Genomic DNA, 18,107 nt, shown 5'->3' with positions numbered 1-18,107 from the left:
ACACCCGATCCGCCGCCCGGCAAGAAGCACCGCCTCAGATCAGCGGCCGGCGGCCCTCGCCCAGCCCTTCCCAGCCGGCGAGCTTTTTCAAGCCTTCATTATCTACGACGCCACAACCGCCGTCGCGCCAGACGATCAGCTGGCGATCCATCAGTTTGCGGATAGTCTTGTTGGTGTGAACCAGCGACAGGCCAAGTGTATCGGCGATGTGCTGCTGCGTGATCGGGATCTGCACGGACTGCTTGCCGTTCAGTCCGACGACCTTGGCGCGGCTGGCGATGAAGGCGATGAGGTAGGCAGCGCGCTCAATCGCGCTGCGGCGACCGAGACTGAGCAGGTTCTCGTCCAGCATGCGCTCTTCGCGCGAGGCGATCCAGGTGATGTCGTAGGCGAGGCCCGGATGGTTGCGGTAGAGCTCATGCAGGTTATCGCGTTCGAACACGCAAAGCAGCATGGGCGACAGGGCCTCGACGGAATGCTGCATTTCCCCCATGACGCTGCCTTGCAGGCCGATGAGATCGCCAGGCATGAGATAGTTGAGGATCTGCCGGCGGCCATCATGCAACAGCTTGTATCGAAACGCCCAGCCGGACAGCACGGTATAGAGATGGGCGCTGTGACTCCCCTCCACGAGCACCGTTGCCCCCTTGTCGACCGCGAGTTCCCCCTTCTTGAACTTGCTGATGAAGGCCAATTCCGGTTGCTCGAACTCCCGGAACACCGGCAGCGGCCGTAATGGGCATTGCTCGCAAGGATATTGGCGGCTTGAAAAAGCACGCCCGATCTGGCTTGGCATTTCGACCCCTCTGCGAAAGTCCGCCGGTTGGCGGATCCGTCCCAAGCACTTGCCCGGGATCGGCGCTTCATCGCCGGGCGCATGTCTTTTTTAAATGACAACGCACCCAATTGCGATCATGACTCCCCGCGTTTCAAGGAGCAATTGCCTGTGCCTCGATTACTTGATGGATTGCGCATTCTTGTCCTGGAGGATGAATTCCTCATAGCCATGGATGTCGAGCAACTCTGCCGCGACCACGGGGCCGGCGAGGTGGTGGTTGCCCGCGACCTGACCGAGATCGATGGCCGAGAGGTCGCGACGCAATTCGACGCGGCCATTGTCGACCTGATGCTGGGCGGCGCCTCGACGCTGGAATTCGCGGCTGGGCTGCGTGAGACCGGCGTTCCGTTCGTGTTTGCGTCTGGCTATTCGGATGCGGACGAGATCAAGGCATCCTTCCCCGGGGTGAGACTGGTGACCAAGCCCTATTCAGGCGAAGACCTCGTCGAGGCCGTGGCGCTGGCCTACGGTCGCGGCGTCCCTGGCTGAGACCCCAGGTCCGGATGGCCGCTATCCGGCTCGAATTTCAATGCGCCGCCGTCCCCGTGACCTGAGCCGAGATCGCATCCGGACCATACTCGTCCTCGCCCGAGATTTTCAGGATTTCCTGCAGGCGTGTGCGGGCCCTGCTGACGCGGCTCTTGATGGTTCCGACGGCGCAGCCGCAGATTTCGGCGGCCTCTTCATATGAGAAGCCCGACGCGCCGATCAGGATGATGGCTTCGCGCTGATCCTCGGGCAATTGTTCGAGGGCGCCGCGAAAATCCTTGAGGTCGAGCTGGCCGTGCTGGGCCGGATGCACCGCGAGCCGGGCCGTCATGATGCCGTCGCTGTCCTGCACCTCACGGCCGCGCTTGCGCATCTGCGAATAGAACTCGTTACGCAGGATGGTGAAAAGCCATGCCTTGAGATTGGTGCCGGGCTGAAAGCTCTCATGCTTGTCCCAGGCCTTGACCAGCGTTTCCTGGACGAGGTCGTCGGCCTTGTCGGCGTTCTGCGTCAGCGACACGGCAAAGGCCCGCAAGCTCGGGATTGCCCCAAGCAGATCGGTCTTGAAGCCTTGGGAGACCGCAGCCATCTCTCAGTCCTTCTTCTGCGCGGGTTCGGCCTGTTCCAGCTGACTGAGCAACTGGGCGAAGCGATCCGGCACATTGTCGGAGACCAGCTCGTCGTAATATTGTTTGAGTTTGCGCCCGATTTCGGAGTTCGGCCCCAGCGGGTCGCCGACGCCGTTCCGGCGCCTGCCCGTGGCGCCAGCCAAAATATCTTTCGTCATTTCCTTCATTTTGCCCTTATAGTTCCAGACACCAAGCCGCTCTATCCAACTCAACACAAGGCAAGCGGCACCCTCGTCTGGTTGCCCATCCCGACCTTCAACGCAGTTCCCGTCTATTCGTTCCATAACGGGCGGAACTTTTTCGGAAAACCCGCGTTGTATTAGCGGGGCATGCGACAGCCTGACCTGCAATCCGTGCAATCACGTCATCTGAGGGAGACGTCTCATCATGAGTTTATCCGCCACCATCGCACCGCACCTTCCGTTCCTGCGCCGCTTCTCGCGTGCCGTCTCGGGATCGCAAGAGAGCGGCGACGCGCTGGTCGCCGCGATGCTCGAAGCCATCATCGCCGACGTCGACATCTTCCCCGAGGCCTCGAGCGACCGGATCGCTCTGTACAAGGTTTTCGCCAAGCTCTTCACCTCGGTTGCCATCCGCGTTCCGCAGGAACAGACACAATCGGCCTGGGAACAGCGCGCCGCGGCCAACCTCAATGCGATCGCGCCGCTCCCCCGCCAGGCCTTCCTGCTGGTTGCCGTCGAAGGCTTCAGCGAGGACGAGGCGGCCGAGATCCTGGACGTCGGCGACCAGCAGTTCTCCGAACTACTGGCCCAGGCGAGCAGCGAGATTTCCCGCCAGGTGGCGACCGACGTGCTGATCATCGAGGATGAGCCGCTGATTGCCATGGACATAGAGGAGATGGTCGAGAGCCTCGGCCACCGCGTGGTTGGAACAGCGCGCACCCACGCCGAAGCGGTGACCATGTTCGGCAAGACGCGGCCGAAGATGGTGCTGGCCGACATCCAGCTTGCCGACGGCAGTTCGGGCATCGAGGCGGTCAACGAGATCCTGTCGTCGACCTCGGTACCGGTGATCTTTATCACGGCCTTTCCCGAGCGCCTCCTGACGGGCGAGCGTCCCGAGCCGGCCTTCCTGGTCACCAAACCGTTCAATCCTGACATGGTCAAGGCGCTGATCAGCCAGGCGTTGTTCTTTGACCGCCAGGCGAAAGCCGCTGCATAGTTTTCGTCGCTTTCCAGCCCAAACTCACTCCATCAAAGGCTGTCCGATGCGATGCATCGACGGCCTTTCTGGCGTCGGGAACCGTCATCCCCTAATTTTGAGGCCCGCTCCGCCGCCAACGGTTTGCAAGCCTCGTCTTTTTGGGCAAATGGTGGAACAAACTGCATCGACCGACGTTTTCATCGCACAGTTCGGAAGGAGAAGAACCATGCTTTACTGGGCGCTCGTATTTCTTGTCGTGGCGATCATAGCCGGCGCGCTCGGTTTTGGCGGCATCGCCGGCACGTCCGCAGGGATAGCGCAGATTTTGTTCTTCATCTTTCTCGCTTTTCTGGTCATTTCGCTTCTGGCCGGCCTGTTCAAGCGGGCGTGAGCGAGTGATCCATCGAGCGAACACTGGAAGCCGCACCCCTCAAACGGTTTCCAGCCACCGCCGGGCGGTGTCCTTCAATGGATACCGTCCGGCGGACCGCTTTAGGGAGTGGTATTCGGGGGGACTTCATTGGGAACCCATTCGACAGTGAGCCGTTCAGCCTGAATTGGTGGACGGATTGACCGATGCGCTCCAGGACTTCAGATCGAACGGAAGCCGCACGGGACGATGAAGTCATCGCCATGCACCCTGCCGAAAGCGGCATGCAGCTTGGCCGGGCCCTTCTCCACGCACTGCACAATGCCGGTATTTCCGTCCTTTATCAGGATCGCGAGATGAAGACCGTATGGGCCCGCAACATGCGCGCGCCCTGGGCTTCCGACGATGCCGACGTCAACGGCATCCTGCCCATGGCGCAGGCCGACCGCATCGGCGCCGCCAAGCGCGACGTGATCACGACCGGTGATCCGCAACGCCTTGAAATCAGCGTCCCGGTCGAGAATGGCGTACGCTGGTTTCAGATCTGGGTCGACGCCGACCGCGGCGACGATGGCGATGTACAAGGTGTCGTCACCACGATGGTCGAGACGACCGAGCAGAAGCGGCGCGAACAGACATTGACGACGCTGCTGCGGGAAGTCAGCCACCGCTCGAAAAACCTGCTGGCGATCATCCAGAGCATCGCGGCCCAGACGGGTCGCTATTCCGATGACATTGGCGACTTCCAGACGCGGTTTCGCGGCCGGTTGCAGTCGTTGGCCTCTTCCCAGGATCTGGTGACGTCCTCCAACTGGCGAGGAGCAGCCCTTCAAGAACTGGTGGCGAGCCAGGTCGGCCGTTACGGGGCGAATCCGTCGCACAGCCTCCGCTTCCGTGGCGCCAATCCCTACCTCAATCCCAACGCCGTGCTGCATATCGGTCTGGCAATCCATGAGCTCGCCGTCAACTCCGTCAGCTACGGCGCCCTGTCCCGGCCGGGGGGCTTCGTCGAAGTCACCGCCGACCTCAATGCCACCACCACCGGGGAGGTGGCCCTGTCGCTGACATGGGCTGAAGCGATAGGAGCCAACGGCGATGGTGGCGGCCAAAAGCGATTCGGCAGCGTCGCGCTGGAGCGCGTGGTGCCAGCATCCCTGAACGGAACCGCGAACCTCGATATCGGCGATGGCCACCTCGAATACCGCCTTGTCGTTCCGCACAGCAATTTCGAAACGCCCTGAGCGCCAGCAACGACTCGTAACCGGCTGTTCACCATAAGGGCGGATGCTGTTTTTCCCAGAGACCGCCGGAACTGGCCCTGCCTTCGGACATTGTGCGGCAGGACTTGCAGCGGGCTACGGGAGGAATGTCTTGACGGTTGCCGACATCAACAGACTGGAACAGGCCGCCCGTGTTTCCATGGGAGAATTTCTCGACGCCGAAGCCTCCGTGGAACCACCGCCCGAGGCAGGCCAAGGGTTGATGAGGGGCATCATCCCAGCAATCGCCGCGATCATGGTTCTGGTCATCCTCTGGCAATTGATTTGATCTAGCTCCCGACCCTCTTCGCCTTTGAGAGTATCGTTGGGATGCGCCGTTGGCATGCCCGGTCGGCAGGCCTTGGCGTGTCCGGATCTGTTTCACCAGGCTGCTGTGCGTGTAGCCCCGTTGGAATGGCAGGAACTTTTTGGCGATGTTGTCCGTTATTGCGGCCAGAGGAACATTCGTCATGGAACACATAGCCGCGTTGTTACTGGTCATCGGCTGCTCGAACACGATGGCCGAATGTCGGGAATTGCAGGTCCCTGTCAGTGTTTTTGAGACTGCTGACGCGTGCACCGCCGAACGCCCCTTCGCAATGGGCGACGTTCAGGGGCAGGCGGAGCATGTCATTGCCAAATGCCTCGCGGTCGATCCCGCCTTGGAGGACGACTACGATCAGATTGTCTGGAAGGTGCGGCCAGATGGTAGTCTTGACGCTTCGTTGGCCATATCCAACCTCGTCATGGCGTCGAACACGATCCGCCCAGAAAAAGACTACCTTAGCCAACAATAAATTGCAGCAGCAAAGGCCGTCGTTTCGTGCTAAATGGCGGTTGGAGCTTACCAAAGTGTGGACACAAGTGAGGAGTGACTTATGCGGAAAATACTTATTGCCATGGTTGCGGTGGTTGCTGTCAGCGGCTGTACCTCGACCGAGAAGGACGTCGTCGGCGGCGGCTTGATCGGCGCGGGCGTGGGTGGATTGGTCGGCGGCGGCAAGGGCGCGCTGATCGGCGCTGCCGTCGGTGCCGGGTCGGGCCTGCTGGTCCGCAACCTGCGCAACGGCTACTGCCAGTATCGCGATCATCGCGGCCGGATCTACACGGCCCGCTGCAACTGATTCGCGATAGCGGAATACAGATCCGGGGGCCGCTTTCCGGCCTCCGGATTTCCTGGCTTTCCATCTGCCGATAAGCAGGCATCAGCCGATCAACGGAATTCTGATCTCCACCTTCAGGCCGTCGGCCTCGTAATCGCGCTTGATCGTGCCGCGCAATTCGCGCGTGACGTTGAGGTCGATCAGCTTGGTGCCGAATCCGGTCACGGCCGGTGCCTCGACTTTGTTTTTCCCGGCTTCCCGCCAGTTAAGCGCCAGGGTTCGCTCGCGCCCTCGCCCTTCCAGCGACCAGTCCACCTTGAGCGCCCAGTCCCCCTTGGATGAATTGGCGGAATTACCGGCCTCGCCATATTTCAGCGCATTGGTGGCCAGTTCGTGAAAGGTCAGGCCAAGCGCCTGCGTCGTGGTTTCGTCGAGCAGCACTTCCGGACCAGACAGGAGCCCTTCCGGCAGCTCCTTGCCGAACACCTGGCCAAGCTCGATGCGCAACAGGTCGGCAAGGTCGGCTTTCTGCCAGCGCGAGCGCGTCAGCATGTCCTGCGACGCGGCCATCGCCTGCAACCTGGCCGAGAAGGAAGCGGAGAACTCGTTGACGTCGGTCGCCCGCGAAGCCGTCTGCCGGGCGATCGCCAGCACCCTGGTGATCGAATTCTTGATGCGGTGCTTCATCTCCTGCAGCATCAGATCCTTTTCGAGCAGGCTCTTTTCCGTCGTCTCGTGCAAAGCCGATACCGCGTCATAGGCACGCTCCTGATAGCGCGCCACCAGCGCGATGGCGCCGGCAAGCAGCAGGCCGAACAGCCCCAGCATCACCGGGATGGCGCGCGAAGACGGTTGCGAGAAGGCACTGGTCGGCCTGAACAATACGGTCCAGGGCCGTCCCGCCACGGTGATCTTGCGGGTGACCAGCAGCGGGTCTCCCAGGGATGACACCGGTGGCGTCTCCGAGCGGAACAGCAGATTGTCGCCGCTCACCGCACCGTCGTAGATCTCGGTGTTGACCGGCAGCAGCGGCGCACGGCTGAGCGCGATCTGGAACAGGTCCCGAGCCCGGAAGGCCGCGTAGAGAAAGCCGGCGGTCGAGGACCGTGATGCGTTGATGACCTCCGGCGCCGTTTCGACATTGAGCCGCACGAAGACCAGGAACCCGGTGAAGGTTTGCGCGGCCCCCGTGCCCTGGCCGAGTTGCACCAGCCCGCTTGCGTGCTGCTGGTCGTCGGCCATCGCCTTTTCGATCGCCGCGCGCCGCACCGGCTCACTGAACATGTCGTAGCCGATGCTGGCCTGGTTTGACGGATCGAGCGGCTCGAAAAGCGCGATCGGCGCGCGCGAGGGCTGGGTGGTATCGGGATAGACCGGGTGGCTGGCGCCGAAATCGTGGAGGATATCGCGTTCGACCGCCGCCTCGTCGCCGGTCTTGACCAGTCGCAGGAACCCGATGCCGCGCAGGCCGGCGAAATTGCTGTCGACATCCAGCGCCTTGAAAAAGGCCTTGAACTCGTTCTGGGAAATATCGCCGTTGCGCGCGTCGAACAGGGCCTGCGTCGAGCGCAGCAGCGACAGATGCAGGTCGATACGGCTCTCGATCCGGTTGAGGGCGTCATCGGCTGCCCCCTCGAACTTGATGCGAGCGGCCTCCTGCGTCGCGAAATAAGCGAATCCCGCCATGGTCATGCTGATCAATGCGACGGCGATGAACGCGACGATTGGAAAAAGCTTCTTCAACGGATGATGCGGTCCATGAGCAAAACAGGACCTTTATGGGCAAGTCGACGGGCCAACACAATGGTCAGGCCAAGCCATCGTGATCACTGGCATATCACGTGAACGGGCGCCCGGGCGGCCCCGCCGGCCAGCGCTCGCGGCTCAGGCGGCGATCTTCAGAGCACCCGGCCCGGGTATGGCACCTGGAGGACATTTGCCCAGGATGATCATGCCCAGCACCTCGTCCTGGGTGACGTCAGTGGTGCGGGCCGTGCCCACGACCTGCCCGTTCTTCATCACGCAGACGCGGTCGGCCAGTTCGAACACGTCATGGATGTCGTGGCTGATCAGGAAGATGCCGATGCCGTCGGATTTGAGCTGCCTGACAAGTTCGCCGACCTGCGCCGTTTCCTGGGGGCCGAGCGCCGCCGTCGGCTCGTCCATGATCAGGATGCGGGCGTTGAACAGGATGGCGCGTGCGATCGCCACCGACTGCCGCTGACCGCCCGACAGCTTGATCACCGGCTCCTTGAAGCGCTGGAAGCGCGGATTGAGCCGGCCCATTACCTTGCGCGCCTCGGCCTCCATGGCGACGTCGTCGAGCGTGCCCCAGGCGGTCATCAGCTCGCGGCCGAGGAACAGATTGGCGGCGGCATCGACATTGTCGGCCAGCGCCAGCGTCTGGTAGATCGTCTCGATACCGTATTTCTTGGCGTCGCGCGGGTTGGAGATCGCCGCCTCCTCGCCATTGACGAAGATCTGGCCGGCGTCGCGCTTGTAGGCGCCGGACAGGATCTTGATCAGCGTCGACTTGCCGGCGCCGTTATGGCCGAGCAGCGCCACGACCTCGCCGGGAAAAAGATCGATCGAGGCATCGTCGACGGCGCGGATGCCGCCGAAGGCGATCGAGATGTTGCGCATGTCGATCAGCGGCGTGCCCGTGGGGGCGGTTGTGGGGGCGGTTGCGGGAGCGGTTTTGTCAGCCATGATCGTACCCCTAAACCCGCTTGCGATAGACGGTGTCGAGCCACACCGCGATGACCAGCACGGCGCCGACGACGATGCTTTGCAGCGGCGAGTCGACGCCGAGCAGCACCATGCCCGACTGCAGCGACTGCATCAGCAATGCGCCGAGCATGGCGCCGATGATCGTTCCCGAGCCGCCGGCGAGCGAGGTGCCGCCGATGACGGCGGCGGCAATGACGAGCAGCTCATCCAATGTTCCAAGCACATTGGTGGAGGAGTTCTGCCGGGCCGACGAAATGGCGGCCGCGATCGTGGCCAGCACGCCCATGATCATGAACACCTTCATGGTGATCCAGCGTGTGTTGATGCCGGCGAGATTGGCCGCTTCCGGATTGCCGCCGATGGCAAAGACATAACGGCCGAAACGGGTGCGGTTGGTGATGAAGGTCATGACCAGGCCGACGGCGACCGCCATCAGCACCGGGATCGCAATGCCGTGGGCGATGAACAGCCCGCCCTCGGGCACGGTGATGTTGTTGGCGGCCGCGTAGCGGTTCACGATGCCGATCGGCCACGGATAGGAGTTGGCCAGCCAGACGGCGCCCATGATGACGGCGCAGGTGACGGCGCCCATCAGCGTCTCGGCCCAGATCGGCCGCAGCGGGAAGCGGAAGCGCTTGCGCTGCACCCGCCCGTTGAACAATGCGAACACGACGGCCAGGCAGGCGACGATGCCCACGACCCAGCTCCAGGTTGCGCCGATCGATCCGGCCGGTCCGCCGCCCATCAGCTGGAAGGTGGCATCCAGCGGCGCCACCGTCTGGCCTGACGTGACCCACCAGGCGGCCCCGCGCCAGACCAGCAGGCCACCCAGCGTGACGATGAAGGCCGGCACTTCGAGATAGGCGATGACGAAACCCTGGAAGGCGCCGATCAGAAGGCCGAGCGCCAGGCCGATGACCAGGGCCAGGACCCATATCCATGGATTGCCGAGTTCAAGCCCGACGAACCGAACCAGGAAATGCACCTGCGCAAAGCCCATGACCATGCCGATCAGCCCTTCGGCGGAACCGACGGACAGGTCGATGTTGCGCATGACGATGACCAGCACCATGCCGCAGGCCATGATGGCGACCGCGGACGTCTGCACCGACAGGTTCCACAGATTGCGCGGCGTGAGAAAGGTGCGGCTGTCGAAATCGAGCGGATTGACGCCCAGACGCAGGCTCGAAATCACATGCAGCGCGACCCAGATCAGCAGCAGGGCGCCGACCATGCCGAGCATCCGGGTGTCGATCTCGGTCGCCTTCAGGAACCGGGCGACAGCGCCGAGTTCCGAGGCGCGCGCGGTGTCGGCCTGCGGATTGGACGTCGTATCGGTCATGATTTTCTCCCACCGGCTGGCCGTCTGACGCGGATGCCGAACCCAGCCTAGAAGCTATCCGCGTGACGCGGAAACACAAATCTTTTTGAGAAAACGCCGCGGCTTTGGGGGCCGCGGCGCCTTCATTTCTTCAAGCGGTCAAACTCAGTTGCAGGCCGCGACGCTGCCGGCTGCGACGCCCGCGCAGACTTCGTCCTTCTTGATCCAGCCGGCGTCGATGACGAGGTTGAGATTGTCCTTGGTGATGGCGACCGGGGTCAGGAACAGCGACTTGACGGTGTTGCCGCCAGGCGTCGTGAAGTCCTTCACGCCGGCGATGTCGGTCATCTTCTTGCCGTCGGCGAGCTGCGAGGCGATCTCGGCGGCGTTCTTGCCGAGTTCACGCGCATCCTTCCACACCGACACGGTCTGGGTGCCGAGCGCGATGCGGTTGAGCGCGGCGTGGTCGCCGTCCTGGCCGGAGACCGGCACGGTGCCGGCGAGCCCCTGCGCCGTCAGCGCGGCGACGACGCCGCCGGCGGTGCCGTCATTGGCCGCGACCACCGCGTCGACCTTGTTGTCGTTGGCGGTGAGGAACTGCTCCATGTTCTTCTGGGCGTTGGCGGGCAGCCAGCCGTCCGTATAGGCTTCGCCGACATTCTTGATCTTGCCGGAATCGATGGCTTCCTTCAGCACTTCCATCGAGCCCGAGAACAGGAAATCGGCATTCGGATCGGCACCCGAGCCCTTGATGAAGACGTAGTTGCCTTCAGGCTTCACCTTGAACACTTCGCGGGCCTGCATGCGGCCGACTTCCTTGTTGTCGAAAGTCAGGTAGAAGACGTCCTTGTTCTCGATCAGGCGGTCATAACCGACGACCGGAATGCCCTCGTCGAGCGCCTTCTGCACCGCCGGGCCGATCGCCGAGGCATCCTGCGCCAGGATGATCAGCGAATTGGCGCCCTGCGAAATCAGGCTCTCGACGTCGGTCAGCTGCTTGCCGGGGTTGGACTGCGCATCGGCGGAAATGTACTTGTCGCCCGCGGCCTCGATCGCCTTCTTCATGGCGGCCTCGTCGGTCTTCCAGCGCTCTTCCTGGAAATTGGACCACGAAACGCCGATGACCTTGTCCTTCGCCTGCGCGACCGAAGCCAGCGTCAGCGACATGGCGACACCCGCCAGGATGGCGGCTGTGAATCTCTTCATGATATCCTCCCTGCGCCGCGTATGGCGCGACCAAACTGACCCGAGGGCCGGCACAAAGGCTCTATTTTTTCGAGCCTCGAAAAAACACTGGTCCATCGCCGGAACACTGTCAACATCGATCCTGATGGATTTTGAGGTGCCGAGACCCTTTTTTCGAGTCTCGGAATAAATAATGACAGCTCCAGATGCATCTGCCAGTATTCTACCCCGTTGCCGGCGATGTTCGAGGGGCGTCAAGAGCCGCGGCAACGGGGGAGGATGTGGGAAGCATGTCGGTCGGAATCCGCCACGACGATCTGCGCCGGCGCAACCGCGCAATGGTGATTGGAGCCGTGCGCCGGGGCGGTCAGCCCTCGCGCACCGAGATCGCCGCCACCACCGGCCTCAGTCACTCGACCATATCGGCGATATCAGCCGACCTGATCGGCGAGGGTATCCTGACCGAAGGCAAGCCGAACGAGGCCGGCTCACTCAAACGCGGCCGGCCGCAGGTTGGCCTCGGCCTCAACCCCGAGGCCGCGGCTGTGATGACCGTGGTGCTGTCGCTGAATTTCCTGTCCGTCGCCGTCATCGATTATGCCGGCCAGGTGATATCAGAGGAACAGCGCCGGCTGGACACGCTGACCATGTCGCGTGAAGCTCTGATCGGCGAATGCACGGCAATCGTGCGCCGCCGCCTCGAGGATCCCGATCTCGATGTCAGCAGTGTTGCCCGCATCGCGCTGGCGATCCAGGGCATTACCGACACCGAGGCGCGTGCCATGTTGTGGTCGCCGATCACGCCGCGGACGGACATTGCCTTCGCCGACATACTCGAAGCCGAATTCGGCATCCCCGCCACCATGGAGAACGACTGCAACATGATGGCGGTGGCGCTGCGCTGGCGCGACCCCCAACGCTACCGCGACGACTTCATCGCCATCCTGCTCTCGCACGGCATCGGCATGGGCCTGGTGCTGAAGGGCGAGCTGTTCACCGGCACCCATTCGTCCGGAGGCGAGTTCGGCCACATGATCCATCGCCCGGGCGGCGCGCTCTGCCGCTGCGGCCGGCGTGGCTGCGTCGAGGCCTATGCCGGCAACTATGCCATCCTGCGCAACGCCAGGCAGCTTGGCGAGGACACCGAACCGGTCGCCGATGTCAGCGACGCACAGATGCGGACACTCGCCGCGGCCGCACGGGAAAGCGACGGACCGGAGCGCGAAGCCTACCGCAAGGCCGGTGAAGCGTTGGGATACGGTCTCGGCAGCCTGTTCGCCCTGATCGATCCCGCACCCGTCGCCATGGTTGGCGTCAGCGCCGCCGCCTTCGACCTGATCGAGCCGGCCTTGCGCGAGGCCATCGCCCAGACCGCCGGCGGCCAGCATTCGGGATCGATTTCCTTCGACACCGAGCCGAACGAACTGCCGCTCATCCGCGAAGGCTGCGCCATGCGCGCCTTGACCTTCGTCGACCAGGAGATTTTCGCGCCGGGCGTGCAGGCGAAAACAGGTTCAGGGAAGAACGTGGCCTGAGCGGACCTGGCGCCGAAGTCGCGAATTGCATCAACGTTGGAGGTTGACCGAAGCCGTTTGAGCTACTCACCAACGGATGCGATCCGATCGGAGACCTAATCCTCGCGGATCGCGTAGCCCGCGCCGCGGATGGTGCGGATGACGTCGGGCATGCGGCCATTGTTGACCGCCTTGCGCAGCCGGCCGACATGCACGTCCACCGTGCGCTCGTCTATATAGATCGTCTCGCCCCAGACATTGTCGAGCAGCTGGCTGCGCGAGAACACCCGGCCGGGATGGCGCATCATGAATTCCAGCAGCCGGAACTCGGTCGGTCCGAGCCGGATCTCGCTCTTCTTGCGATAAACCCGGTGCGATTCACGGTCGAGCACGATGTCGCCGACCTTGAGCACGCTGGACAGCACTTCCGGCTTGGCGCGGCGCAGCAGCGCCTTGATGCGGGCCATGAATTCCGGCGTCGAGAACGGCTTGACCAGATAATCGTCGGCACCCGTCGACAGGCCGCGCACGCGATCGCTTTCCTCGCCGCGCGCCGTCAGCATGATGATCGGCAACCGCTCGGTCTCGGGCCGCATTCGCAGGCGCCGACAGAGTTCGATCCCGGACACTGCCGGCACCATCCAGTCGAGCACCAGGAGATCGGGGACGTTTTCCTGCAGCCGGATTTCGGCTTCATCGCCGCGCGTCACCACTTCGACCTGGTAACCTTCCGATTCCAGATTGTAGCGGAGGAGCACGCCAAGCGGTTCCTCGTCCTCGACCACCATGATGCGCGGCGCGATCATCGGCCTGTCACCCTGTTATACCGCCGGCGCCGACATCGCGGTCTCGTCCTGCTTAGGGCGATTGGCGGGCAGCTGCGTGCCGGTCAGCACATAGTATGCATTTTCAGCGATGTTGGTCACGTGGTCGCCGATGCGCTCGAGATTCTTGGCGCAGAACAACAGATGCGTGCAGGCGGTGATGTTGCGCGGATCTTCCATCATGTACGTCAGCAGTTCGCGGAACACCGAGGTGTATTTGACGTCGATGCGCTCGTCGTCATTCCTGAGTTTGGCCAGTGCCGACGCATCGCCGGCCGCATATTCCTCGACCACGCCATGCACCTGGATCAGCACCAGTTGCGCCATGGCGTCGATGGAATGCGAAAGGTCGCGCGGCGTGGCGCTGAGACCGACAGTGCCGACGCGCTTGGCGATGTTCTTGGCAAGGTCGCCGATGCGTTCAAGGTCGCCGGCCATGCGGATCGAACCGACGACATGACGCAGATCGTCGGCCATCGGCTGCCGCTTGGCGATCAGCGTTATGGCGCGGTCGTCGAGTTCGCGCTGGCGCGCATCCATGATGGCATCGTCGGAGACGACGCGCTGGGCAAGAGCGTTGTCGGAGTTCAGCAGCGCCTTGGTGGCGCCGCCGACCATCGAGCCGGCGAGGTCGCCCATGTCGCTGATCAGCCTGCTGATCTGTCCGAGATCTTCGTCGAAGGCTGCAACCGTGTGTTCGGCCATGATCCTGGTCCTCGTATGCGTGCGATCAGCCGAAGCGGCCGGTGATGTAGTCCTGGGTGCGCTTCTCGCGGGGCGACGTGAAGATCTTCTCGGTTTTGTCGAACTCGATCAGCTCGCCCAGATACATGAACGCCGTCTGCTTCGACACGCGCGCCGCCTGCTGCATGTTGTGGGTGACGATGACAATCGTGTAGTCGGCTTGCAATTCGTCGATCAGCTCCTCGATCTTGGCGGTCGACAGCGGATCGAGCGCCGAGGCCGGCTCGTCGAGCAGAATGACTTCCGGCTTCACTGCCACGGTGCGGGCGATGCAAAGCCGCTGCTGCTGGCCACCGGAAAGGCTGAGGCCGCTGGCGTTGAGCTTGTCCTTGACCTCGGTCCACAATGCCGCACGCTTCAGCGCCTGCTCGACACGGCCATCCATCTCGGCCTTGCTGATCTTCTCATAGAGCCTGACGCCGAAAGCGATATTTTCATAGATCGACATTGGGAACGGCGTCGGCTTCTGGAACACCATGCCGATCTTGGTGCGCAGCAGGTTGAGGTCCTGCGAGCGGTCAAGAACGTTCTGGCCATCGAGCAGCACCTGGCCCTCGGCGGTCTGCTTGGGATAGAGCTCGTAGATGCGGTTGAAGACGCGCAGCAGCGTCGACTTTCCGCAACCCGAAGGGCCGATGAAGGCGGTGACGCTGCGCTCGGGCAGCGACAAGGTGATATCCTTCAGGGCCTTCGACTGGCCGTAGTAGAAATTGAGGTTCTTGACCTCGATCTTGGATTTGGCGGCTGCCTCTGTGGCGATCGTCATGTCTGGAGACAACATCTGGCTCATTTGTCCTCTCTGCGTCCGGTCAGGCTGCGCGCAAAGATGCTGAGCGCGAGAACCGTCAATGTGATGATGAGTGCACCGGTCCAGGCCAGTTGCTGCCATTCCTCATAGGGGCTGAGAGCGAACTGGAAGATGGTGACAGGCAGGCTGGCCATCGGCGCGTTGAGATTGCTCGACCAGAACTGGTTGTTGAGCGCGGTGAACAAGAGCGGCGCCGTCTCGCCGGAGATGCGGGCGATGGCCAGCAATATGCCGGTGACGATACCCGACATCGCGGCGCGATAGGCAACCGAGCGGATGACCACCCAGCGCGGCGCACCGATCGCGGTGCCGGCTTCGCGCAAGGCATTGGGCACCAGGTTGAGCATGTCCTCCGTGGTACGCACGACAACCGGGATGACCAGGATGGCAAGTGCTACGGCGCCGGCGATCGCCGAGAAGTGCCCCATCGGCCGCACCATCAATTCGTAGACGAACAGGCCGATGATGATCGACGGCGCCGACAAAAGGATGTCGTTGATGAAGCGCACCACGGTGGTGAGCTTCGAGAAGCGGCCATATTCGGCCATGTAGGTGCCGGCCAGCACACCGATCGGCGTGCCGACGATGATGCCGATAATGGTCATCACGATGCTGCCGTAGATGGCGTTGAGCAGGCCGCCGGCGTCGCCGGGCGGCGGCGTCATTTCCGTGAAGACCGCAAGATTGACGCCCGAGAGGCCCTTGTAGAGCAGAGCGCCAAGGATGAGCGCCAGCCAGGCAAGGCCGATGCCGGCGGCGATGACGCACAGCGTCATCATCACGCCATTTCTGCGTTTGCGGCTCTGGTGAAGCGATGCGGCTGTCGACATCGGTCAGGCTCCGGTGCGGGCGTCTATGCGCATCAGCATGTAGCGGGCGATGGCAAGGATGATGAAGGTGATGACGAACAGGATCAGGCCGAGCGCAACCAGCGAGGAGGTATAGAGATCGCCGACGGCTTCGGTGAATTCGTTGGCGATGGTCGCCGAGATCGTCGTTGCCGGCGCGAACAGGGAGGTGCTGATCCGGTGCGCGTTGCCGATGACGAAGGTCACCGCCATCGTTTCACCGAGTGCGCGGCCAAGCGCGAGCATCACGCCGCCCATGATGCCGATGCGCGTGTAAGGAATGACGACGCGCCGCGTGACCTCCCAGGTCGTGCAGCCGATCCCGTAAGCCGATTCCTTCAGCACCGACGGCACCGTATCGAAGACATCCTTGGTGATCGAGGTGATGAAAGGCAGGATCATGATGGCCAGGATCATCGCCGAGGTCAGCAAGCCGATGCCATAGGGGGGGCCGGCGAAGAGATTGTTAAGGCCCGGAATGCCGTGGAACACGCTGATGATGAAAGGCTGCACCGTCGTCTGCAGGAACGGTGCCAGCACGAACAGGCCCCAGATGCCGTAGATGATCGAGGGGATGCCGGCCAGCAATTCCACAGCCATGCCGATCGGGCGCCGCAGCGGGCGCGGGCAAAGCTCGGTGAGGAAGATGGCAATGCCGATGCCGAGCGGCACGGCTATCAGGATGGCGATCGCGGACGTGATGATGGTGCCATAGATCGGCGCCAGTGCACCGAATTTCTCCGTCACCGGGTTCCAGCTTTCGGTGGTCAGGAAGGAGAAGCCGAAGGTCGACAGCGCTTGCCAGGAACCGGCAAACAGCGAGATCGCAACACCGCCGAGCAGGACCAGCACCAATATCGCGGCGGCGCGGGTCATTCCATGGAAGATCGAATCGGTCAACGCGAACCGTCGAACGGTTGCATCGCGCGATCCTTTAACGGCTGGCAAGGCTTCCTGGACAGCGCTCATATCAAGCTCGGCTCTTTCAGGTTGATGAGAAAGGAGCGCCGCTGATGCGGCGCTCCTTCGAGAATATTACTCGCCGGCGTAGACGGGCTTGCCGTCGGCCTGGATGTCGGCCTTCCACGAAGCCTTGATCAAGTCGACGACGCTGTCGGGGATCGACACGTAGTCGAGCGCCTTGGCGGTTTCCTTGCCGTCCTTGTAGGCCCAGGCAAAGAACTTCAGCGCTTCGCCGGTGGCAGCGGCATCATCCGGAGCCTTGTGAATCAGGACCCAGGTCGAAGCGGCGATCGGCCAGGTGGCGTCGCCGGGTTCGTTGGTGATGATGACGTTGAAGTTCTTGGCAGTCTTGAAGTCGGCGTTCGAAGCGGCGGCGCCGAAGGATTCGAGCGACGGCTCGACGACCTTGCCGGCGGCGTTCAGCATCTTGGAGTAGGAGAGATTGTTCTGCTTGGCATAGGCGTACTCGACATAGCCGATACCGCCGTCCGTCTGCTTGACGGTGTTGGCAACGCCTTCCGAACCCTTGGCGCCGACGCCCGTGGGCCATTCGACGGCGGTGTCCGAACCAACCTTTTCCTTCCAGTCCGGCGAGAGCTTCACCAGATAGTCGGTGAAGTTGAAGGTGGTGCCCGAGCCGTCCGAACGATGCACGACGGCGATCGCGGTCGACGGCAGCTTGAGGTCGGGGTTCAGCGCCTTGATCGCGGCATCATCCCAGGTGGTGATGGCGCCGAGATAGATCTGGGCAATCGTCTTGCCGTCGAGGACGAGTTCGCCCGGCTTGACGCCGGAAAGGTTGACGATCGGCACGATGCCGCCCATCACCATCGGGAACTGCACGAGGCCGTTCTTTTCCAGATCGGCGTCGGACATTGGCTTGTCGGTGGCGCCGAAGGTCACGGTCTTGGCAATGACCTGCTTGATGCCGCCGCCGGAGCCGATCGACTGATAGTTGAGGCCGATGCCGGTGTCCTTCTTGTAGGTGTCGGCCCATTTGGCGAACACCGGATAGATGAAGGTCGAGCCGGCGCCGGAAAGGTCAGCTGCCATTGCCGCGGAAAGGGTGAGGGTGGACGCCGCAGCCATTGCAATCGCAACGGCCGCCGAGCGGATGAAATGTCTCATGTGGCCTGCTCCTGTTCGGAAGGTGGTCTCTCGGCGCCATTTCCTCCGGCGCCCGCTGAGGCCAATAGCCTTCGATTATAACAGTCGCATGACAGTTTCGTGTCAGCCCGGTAACGCGTCGCCGGCACCGGGAAAGGCGATGATGCCAGACGTTCGCCGAGCGAGCCGGGTTTACCGCCGGAATCAGGGG

Annotated in this window: 21 protein-coding genes; 8 read left to right on the top strand and 13 right to left on the bottom strand. The window is 62.7% G+C overall.

Annotated features, from left to right (window positions below):
* Positions 1 to 34: 34 nt before the first annotated feature.
* The gene (locus tag FJ948_RS21970; protein WP_140708506.1) at positions 35 to 796 is read right to left on the bottom strand and encodes a Crp/Fnr family transcriptional regulator; all 762 of its coding nucleotides are present in this window, start codon (positions 794 to 796) and stop codon (positions 35 to 37) included.
* A 150-nt stretch (positions 797 to 946) separates the two neighbouring features.
* Here FJ948_RS21970 and FJ948_RS21965 point away from each other — a divergent pair, with 150 nt between their 5' ends.
* Positions 947 to 1,327 carry a response regulator gene (locus tag FJ948_RS21965; protein ID WP_246677580.1) on the top strand — a complete coding sequence of 127 codons (381 nt, stop codon included), beginning with the start codon at positions 947 to 949 and terminating at the stop codon, positions 1,325 to 1,327.
* A gap of 37 nt (positions 1,328 to 1,364) precedes the next feature.
* On the opposite strand, the gene FJ948_RS21960 is transcribed toward FJ948_RS21965, so the two are convergent.
* Together FJ948_RS21960 and FJ948_RS21955 are read right to left on the bottom strand one after the other, a co-directional pair.
* Entirely contained in the window at positions 1,365 to 1,916 is a 552-nt protein-coding gene (locus tag FJ948_RS21960) for an RNA polymerase sigma factor (RefSeq protein WP_010911883.1), read from the bottom strand.
* Positions 1,917 to 1,919: 3 nt separating this feature from the next.
* Positions 1,920 to 2,123: a NepR family anti-sigma factor gene (locus FJ948_RS21955; RefSeq protein WP_140708075.1), complete on the bottom strand. Its 204-nt coding sequence runs from the start codon at positions 2,121 to 2,123 to the stop codon at positions 1,920 to 1,922.
* Between the two features lie 220 nt (positions 2,124 to 2,343).
* On the opposite strand from FJ948_RS21955, the gene FJ948_RS21950 reads away from it, so the two are divergent.
* From FJ948_RS21950 to FJ948_RS21930, 6 genes are all read left to right on the top strand, one after another.
* The gene (locus FJ948_RS21950) at positions 2,344 to 3,138 is read left to right on the top strand and encodes a response regulator (protein WP_140708073.1); all 795 of its coding nucleotides are present in this window, start codon (positions 2,344 to 2,346) and stop codon (positions 3,136 to 3,138) included.
* Between the two features lie 208 nt (positions 3,139 to 3,346).
* Entirely contained in the window at positions 3,347 to 3,511 is a 165-nt protein-coding gene (locus tag FJ948_RS21945; RefSeq protein WP_027031438.1) for a DUF1328 domain-containing protein, read from the top strand.
* Positions 3,512 to 3,696: 185 nt separating this feature from the next.
* Complete coding sequence (locus FJ948_RS21940; protein ID WP_140708071.1) at positions 3,697 to 4,731, top strand: PAS domain-containing sensor histidine kinase; 1,035 nt, start codon at positions 3,697 to 3,699, stop codon at positions 4,729 to 4,731.
* 130 nt (positions 4,732 to 4,861) lie between these two features.
* Complete coding sequence (locus tag FJ948_RS30370) at positions 4,862 to 5,038, top strand: hypothetical protein (protein ID WP_181173766.1); 177 nt, start codon at positions 4,862 to 4,864, stop codon at positions 5,036 to 5,038.
* Positions 5,039 to 5,219: 181 nt separating this feature from the next.
* Positions 5,220 to 5,546 carry a hypothetical protein gene (locus FJ948_RS21935; RefSeq protein ID WP_140708069.1) on the top strand — a complete coding sequence of 109 codons (327 nt, stop codon included), beginning with the start codon at positions 5,220 to 5,222 and terminating at the stop codon, positions 5,544 to 5,546.
* An 81-nt stretch (positions 5,547 to 5,627) separates the two neighbouring features.
* Positions 5,628 to 5,873, top strand: a complete 246-nt coding sequence (locus FJ948_RS21930; RefSeq protein ID WP_027037064.1) for a YMGG-like glycine zipper-containing protein — start codon at positions 5,628 to 5,630, stop codon at positions 5,871 to 5,873.
* Positions 5,874 to 5,954: 81 nt separating this feature from the next.
* On the opposite strand, the gene FJ948_RS21925 is transcribed toward FJ948_RS21930, so the two are convergent.
* From FJ948_RS21925 to xylF, 4 genes are all read right to left on the bottom strand, one after another.
* Positions 5,955 to 7,595, bottom strand: a complete 1,641-nt coding sequence (locus FJ948_RS21925) for a CHASE domain-containing protein (protein ID WP_140708067.1) — start codon at positions 7,593 to 7,595, stop codon at positions 5,955 to 5,957.
* Between the two features lie 141 nt (positions 7,596 to 7,736).
* Positions 7,737 to 8,561: an ATP-binding cassette domain-containing protein gene (locus tag FJ948_RS21920; RefSeq protein ID WP_140708065.1), complete on the bottom strand. Its 825-nt coding sequence runs from the start codon at positions 8,559 to 8,561 to the stop codon at positions 7,737 to 7,739.
* 10 nt (positions 8,562 to 8,571) lie between these two features.
* Entirely contained in the window at positions 8,572 to 9,924 is a 1,353-nt protein-coding gene (locus tag FJ948_RS21915) for a sugar ABC transporter permease (RefSeq protein ID WP_140708063.1), read from the bottom strand.
* 144 nt (positions 9,925 to 10,068) lie between these two features.
* Positions 10,069 to 11,109, bottom strand: coding sequence for a D-xylose ABC transporter substrate-binding protein (gene xylF / locus FJ948_RS21910; RefSeq protein WP_140708061.1), 1,041 nt, complete (start codon positions 11,107 to 11,109; stop codon positions 10,069 to 10,071).
* A gap of 269 nt (positions 11,110 to 11,378) precedes the next feature.
* On the opposite strand from xylF, the gene FJ948_RS21905 reads away from it, so the two are divergent.
* On the top strand, positions 11,379 to 12,623 hold the full coding sequence (locus tag FJ948_RS21905; protein ID WP_140708059.1) for an ROK family protein: 1,245 nt from the start codon (positions 11,379 to 11,381) through the stop codon (positions 12,621 to 12,623).
* 95 nt (positions 12,624 to 12,718) lie between these two features.
* Here FJ948_RS21905 and phoB read toward each other — a convergent pair whose 3' ends face one another.
* The 6 genes from phoB to pstS form a co-directional block, all read right to left on the bottom strand.
* Positions 12,719 to 13,408 (bottom strand): phosphate regulon transcriptional regulator PhoB, encoded by a 690-nt coding sequence (gene phoB, locus FJ948_RS21900; RefSeq protein ID WP_006328038.1) that lies wholly within the window; start codon positions 13,406 to 13,408, stop codon positions 12,719 to 12,721.
* A gap of 15 nt (positions 13,409 to 13,423) precedes the next feature.
* Positions 13,424 to 14,131 (bottom strand): phosphate signaling complex protein PhoU, encoded by a 708-nt coding sequence (gene phoU, locus FJ948_RS21895; protein WP_140708057.1) that lies wholly within the window; start codon positions 14,129 to 14,131, stop codon positions 13,424 to 13,426.
* 25 nt (positions 14,132 to 14,156) lie between these two features.
* Positions 14,157 to 14,960: a phosphate ABC transporter ATP-binding protein PstB gene (gene pstB / locus FJ948_RS21890; RefSeq protein ID WP_140708055.1), complete on the bottom strand. Its 804-nt coding sequence runs from the start codon at positions 14,958 to 14,960 to the stop codon at positions 14,157 to 14,159.
* Positions 14,957 to 15,808 carry a phosphate ABC transporter permease PstA gene (gene pstA, locus FJ948_RS21885; RefSeq protein WP_140708053.1) on the bottom strand — a complete coding sequence of 284 codons (852 nt, stop codon included), beginning with the start codon at positions 15,806 to 15,808 and terminating at the stop codon, positions 14,957 to 14,959. Before pstA ends, pstB begins: the two co-directional genes overlap by 4 nt.
* Positions 15,809 to 15,811: 3 nt before the next feature.
* Positions 15,812 to 16,795 (bottom strand): phosphate ABC transporter permease subunit PstC, encoded by a 984-nt coding sequence (gene pstC, locus FJ948_RS21880; protein WP_140708051.1) that lies wholly within the window; start codon positions 16,793 to 16,795, stop codon positions 15,812 to 15,814.
* Positions 16,796 to 16,861: 66 nt separating this feature from the next.
* Positions 16,862 to 17,917, bottom strand: a complete 1,056-nt coding sequence (pstS, locus tag FJ948_RS21875) for a phosphate ABC transporter substrate-binding protein PstS (RefSeq protein WP_140708049.1) — start codon at positions 17,915 to 17,917, stop codon at positions 16,862 to 16,864.
* Positions 17,918 to 18,107: the final 190 nt, after the last annotated feature.

Origin of the sequence: Mesorhizobium sp. B2-3-12, assembly GCF_006442205.1 — a bacterium.
In the GTDB taxonomy this organism is placed as follows: Bacteria; Pseudomonadota; Alphaproteobacteria; order Rhizobiales; family Rhizobiaceae; genus Mesorhizobium.
Note: the sequence above shows the minus strand (reverse complement) of the source record. Positions and strands in the feature narration are given on the sequence as shown.

What these genes read in the sequence shown, in the direction of transcription:
- FJ948_RS21970 (WP_140708506.1), bottom strand. Translation starts at nt 796, where the DNA reads ATGCCAAGCCAGATCGGGCGTGCTTTTTCAAGCCGCCAATATCCTTGC.
- FJ948_RS21960 (WP_010911883.1), bottom strand. Translation starts at nt 1,916, where the DNA reads ATGGCTGCGGTCTCCCAAGGCTTCAAGACCGATCTGCTTGGGGCAATC.
- FJ948_RS21955 (WP_140708075.1), bottom strand. Translation starts at nt 2,123, where the DNA reads ATGAAGGAAATGACGAAAGATATTTTGGCTGGCGCCACGGGCAGGCGC.
- FJ948_RS21950 (WP_140708073.1), top strand. Translation starts at nt 2,344, where the DNA reads ATGAGTTTATCCGCCACCATCGCACCGCACCTTCCGTTCCTGCGCCGC.
- FJ948_RS21945 (WP_027031438.1), top strand. Translation starts at nt 3,347, where the DNA reads ATGCTTTACTGGGCGCTCGTATTTCTTGTCGTGGCGATCATAGCCGGC.
- FJ948_RS21940 (WP_140708071.1), top strand. Translation starts at nt 3,697, where the DNA reads ATGCGCTCCAGGACTTCAGATCGAACGGAAGCCGCACGGGACGATGAA.
- FJ948_RS21935 (WP_140708069.1), top strand. Translation starts at nt 5,220, where the DNA reads ATGGAACACATAGCCGCGTTGTTACTGGTCATCGGCTGCTCGAACACG.
- FJ948_RS21930 (WP_027037064.1), top strand. Translation starts at nt 5,628, where the DNA reads ATGCGGAAAATACTTATTGCCATGGTTGCGGTGGTTGCTGTCAGCGGC.
- FJ948_RS21920 (WP_140708065.1), bottom strand. Translation starts at nt 8,561, where the DNA reads ATGGCTGACAAAACCGCTCCCGCAACCGCCCCCACAACCGCCCCCACG.
- FJ948_RS21915 (WP_140708063.1), bottom strand. Translation starts at nt 9,924, where the DNA reads ATGACCGATACGACGTCCAATCCGCAGGCCGACACCGCGCGCGCCTCG.
- xylF (WP_140708061.1), bottom strand. Translation starts at nt 11,109, where the DNA reads ATGAAGAGATTCACAGCCGCCATCCTGGCGGGTGTCGCCATGTCGCTG.
- FJ948_RS21905 (WP_140708059.1), top strand. Translation starts at nt 11,379, where the DNA reads ATGTCGGTCGGAATCCGCCACGACGATCTGCGCCGGCGCAACCGCGCA.
- phoB (WP_006328038.1), bottom strand. Translation starts at nt 13,408, where the DNA reads ATGATCGCGCCGCGCATCATGGTGGTCGAGGACGAGGAACCGCTTGGC.
- phoU (WP_140708057.1), bottom strand. Translation starts at nt 14,131, where the DNA reads ATGGCCGAACACACGGTTGCAGCCTTCGACGAAGATCTCGGACAGATC.
- pstB (WP_140708055.1), bottom strand. Translation starts at nt 14,960, where the DNA reads ATGAGCCAGATGTTGTCTCCAGACATGACGATCGCCACAGAGGCAGCC.
- pstA (WP_140708053.1), bottom strand. Translation starts at nt 15,808, where the DNA reads ATGTCGACAGCCGCATCGCTTCACCAGAGCCGCAAACGCAGAAATGGC.
- pstC (WP_140708051.1), bottom strand. Translation starts at nt 16,795, where the DNA reads ATGAGCGCTGTCCAGGAAGCCTTGCCAGCCGTTAAAGGATCGCGCGAT.
- pstS (WP_140708049.1), bottom strand. Translation starts at nt 17,917, where the DNA reads ATGAGACATTTCATCCGCTCGGCGGCCGTTGCGATTGCAATGGCTGCG.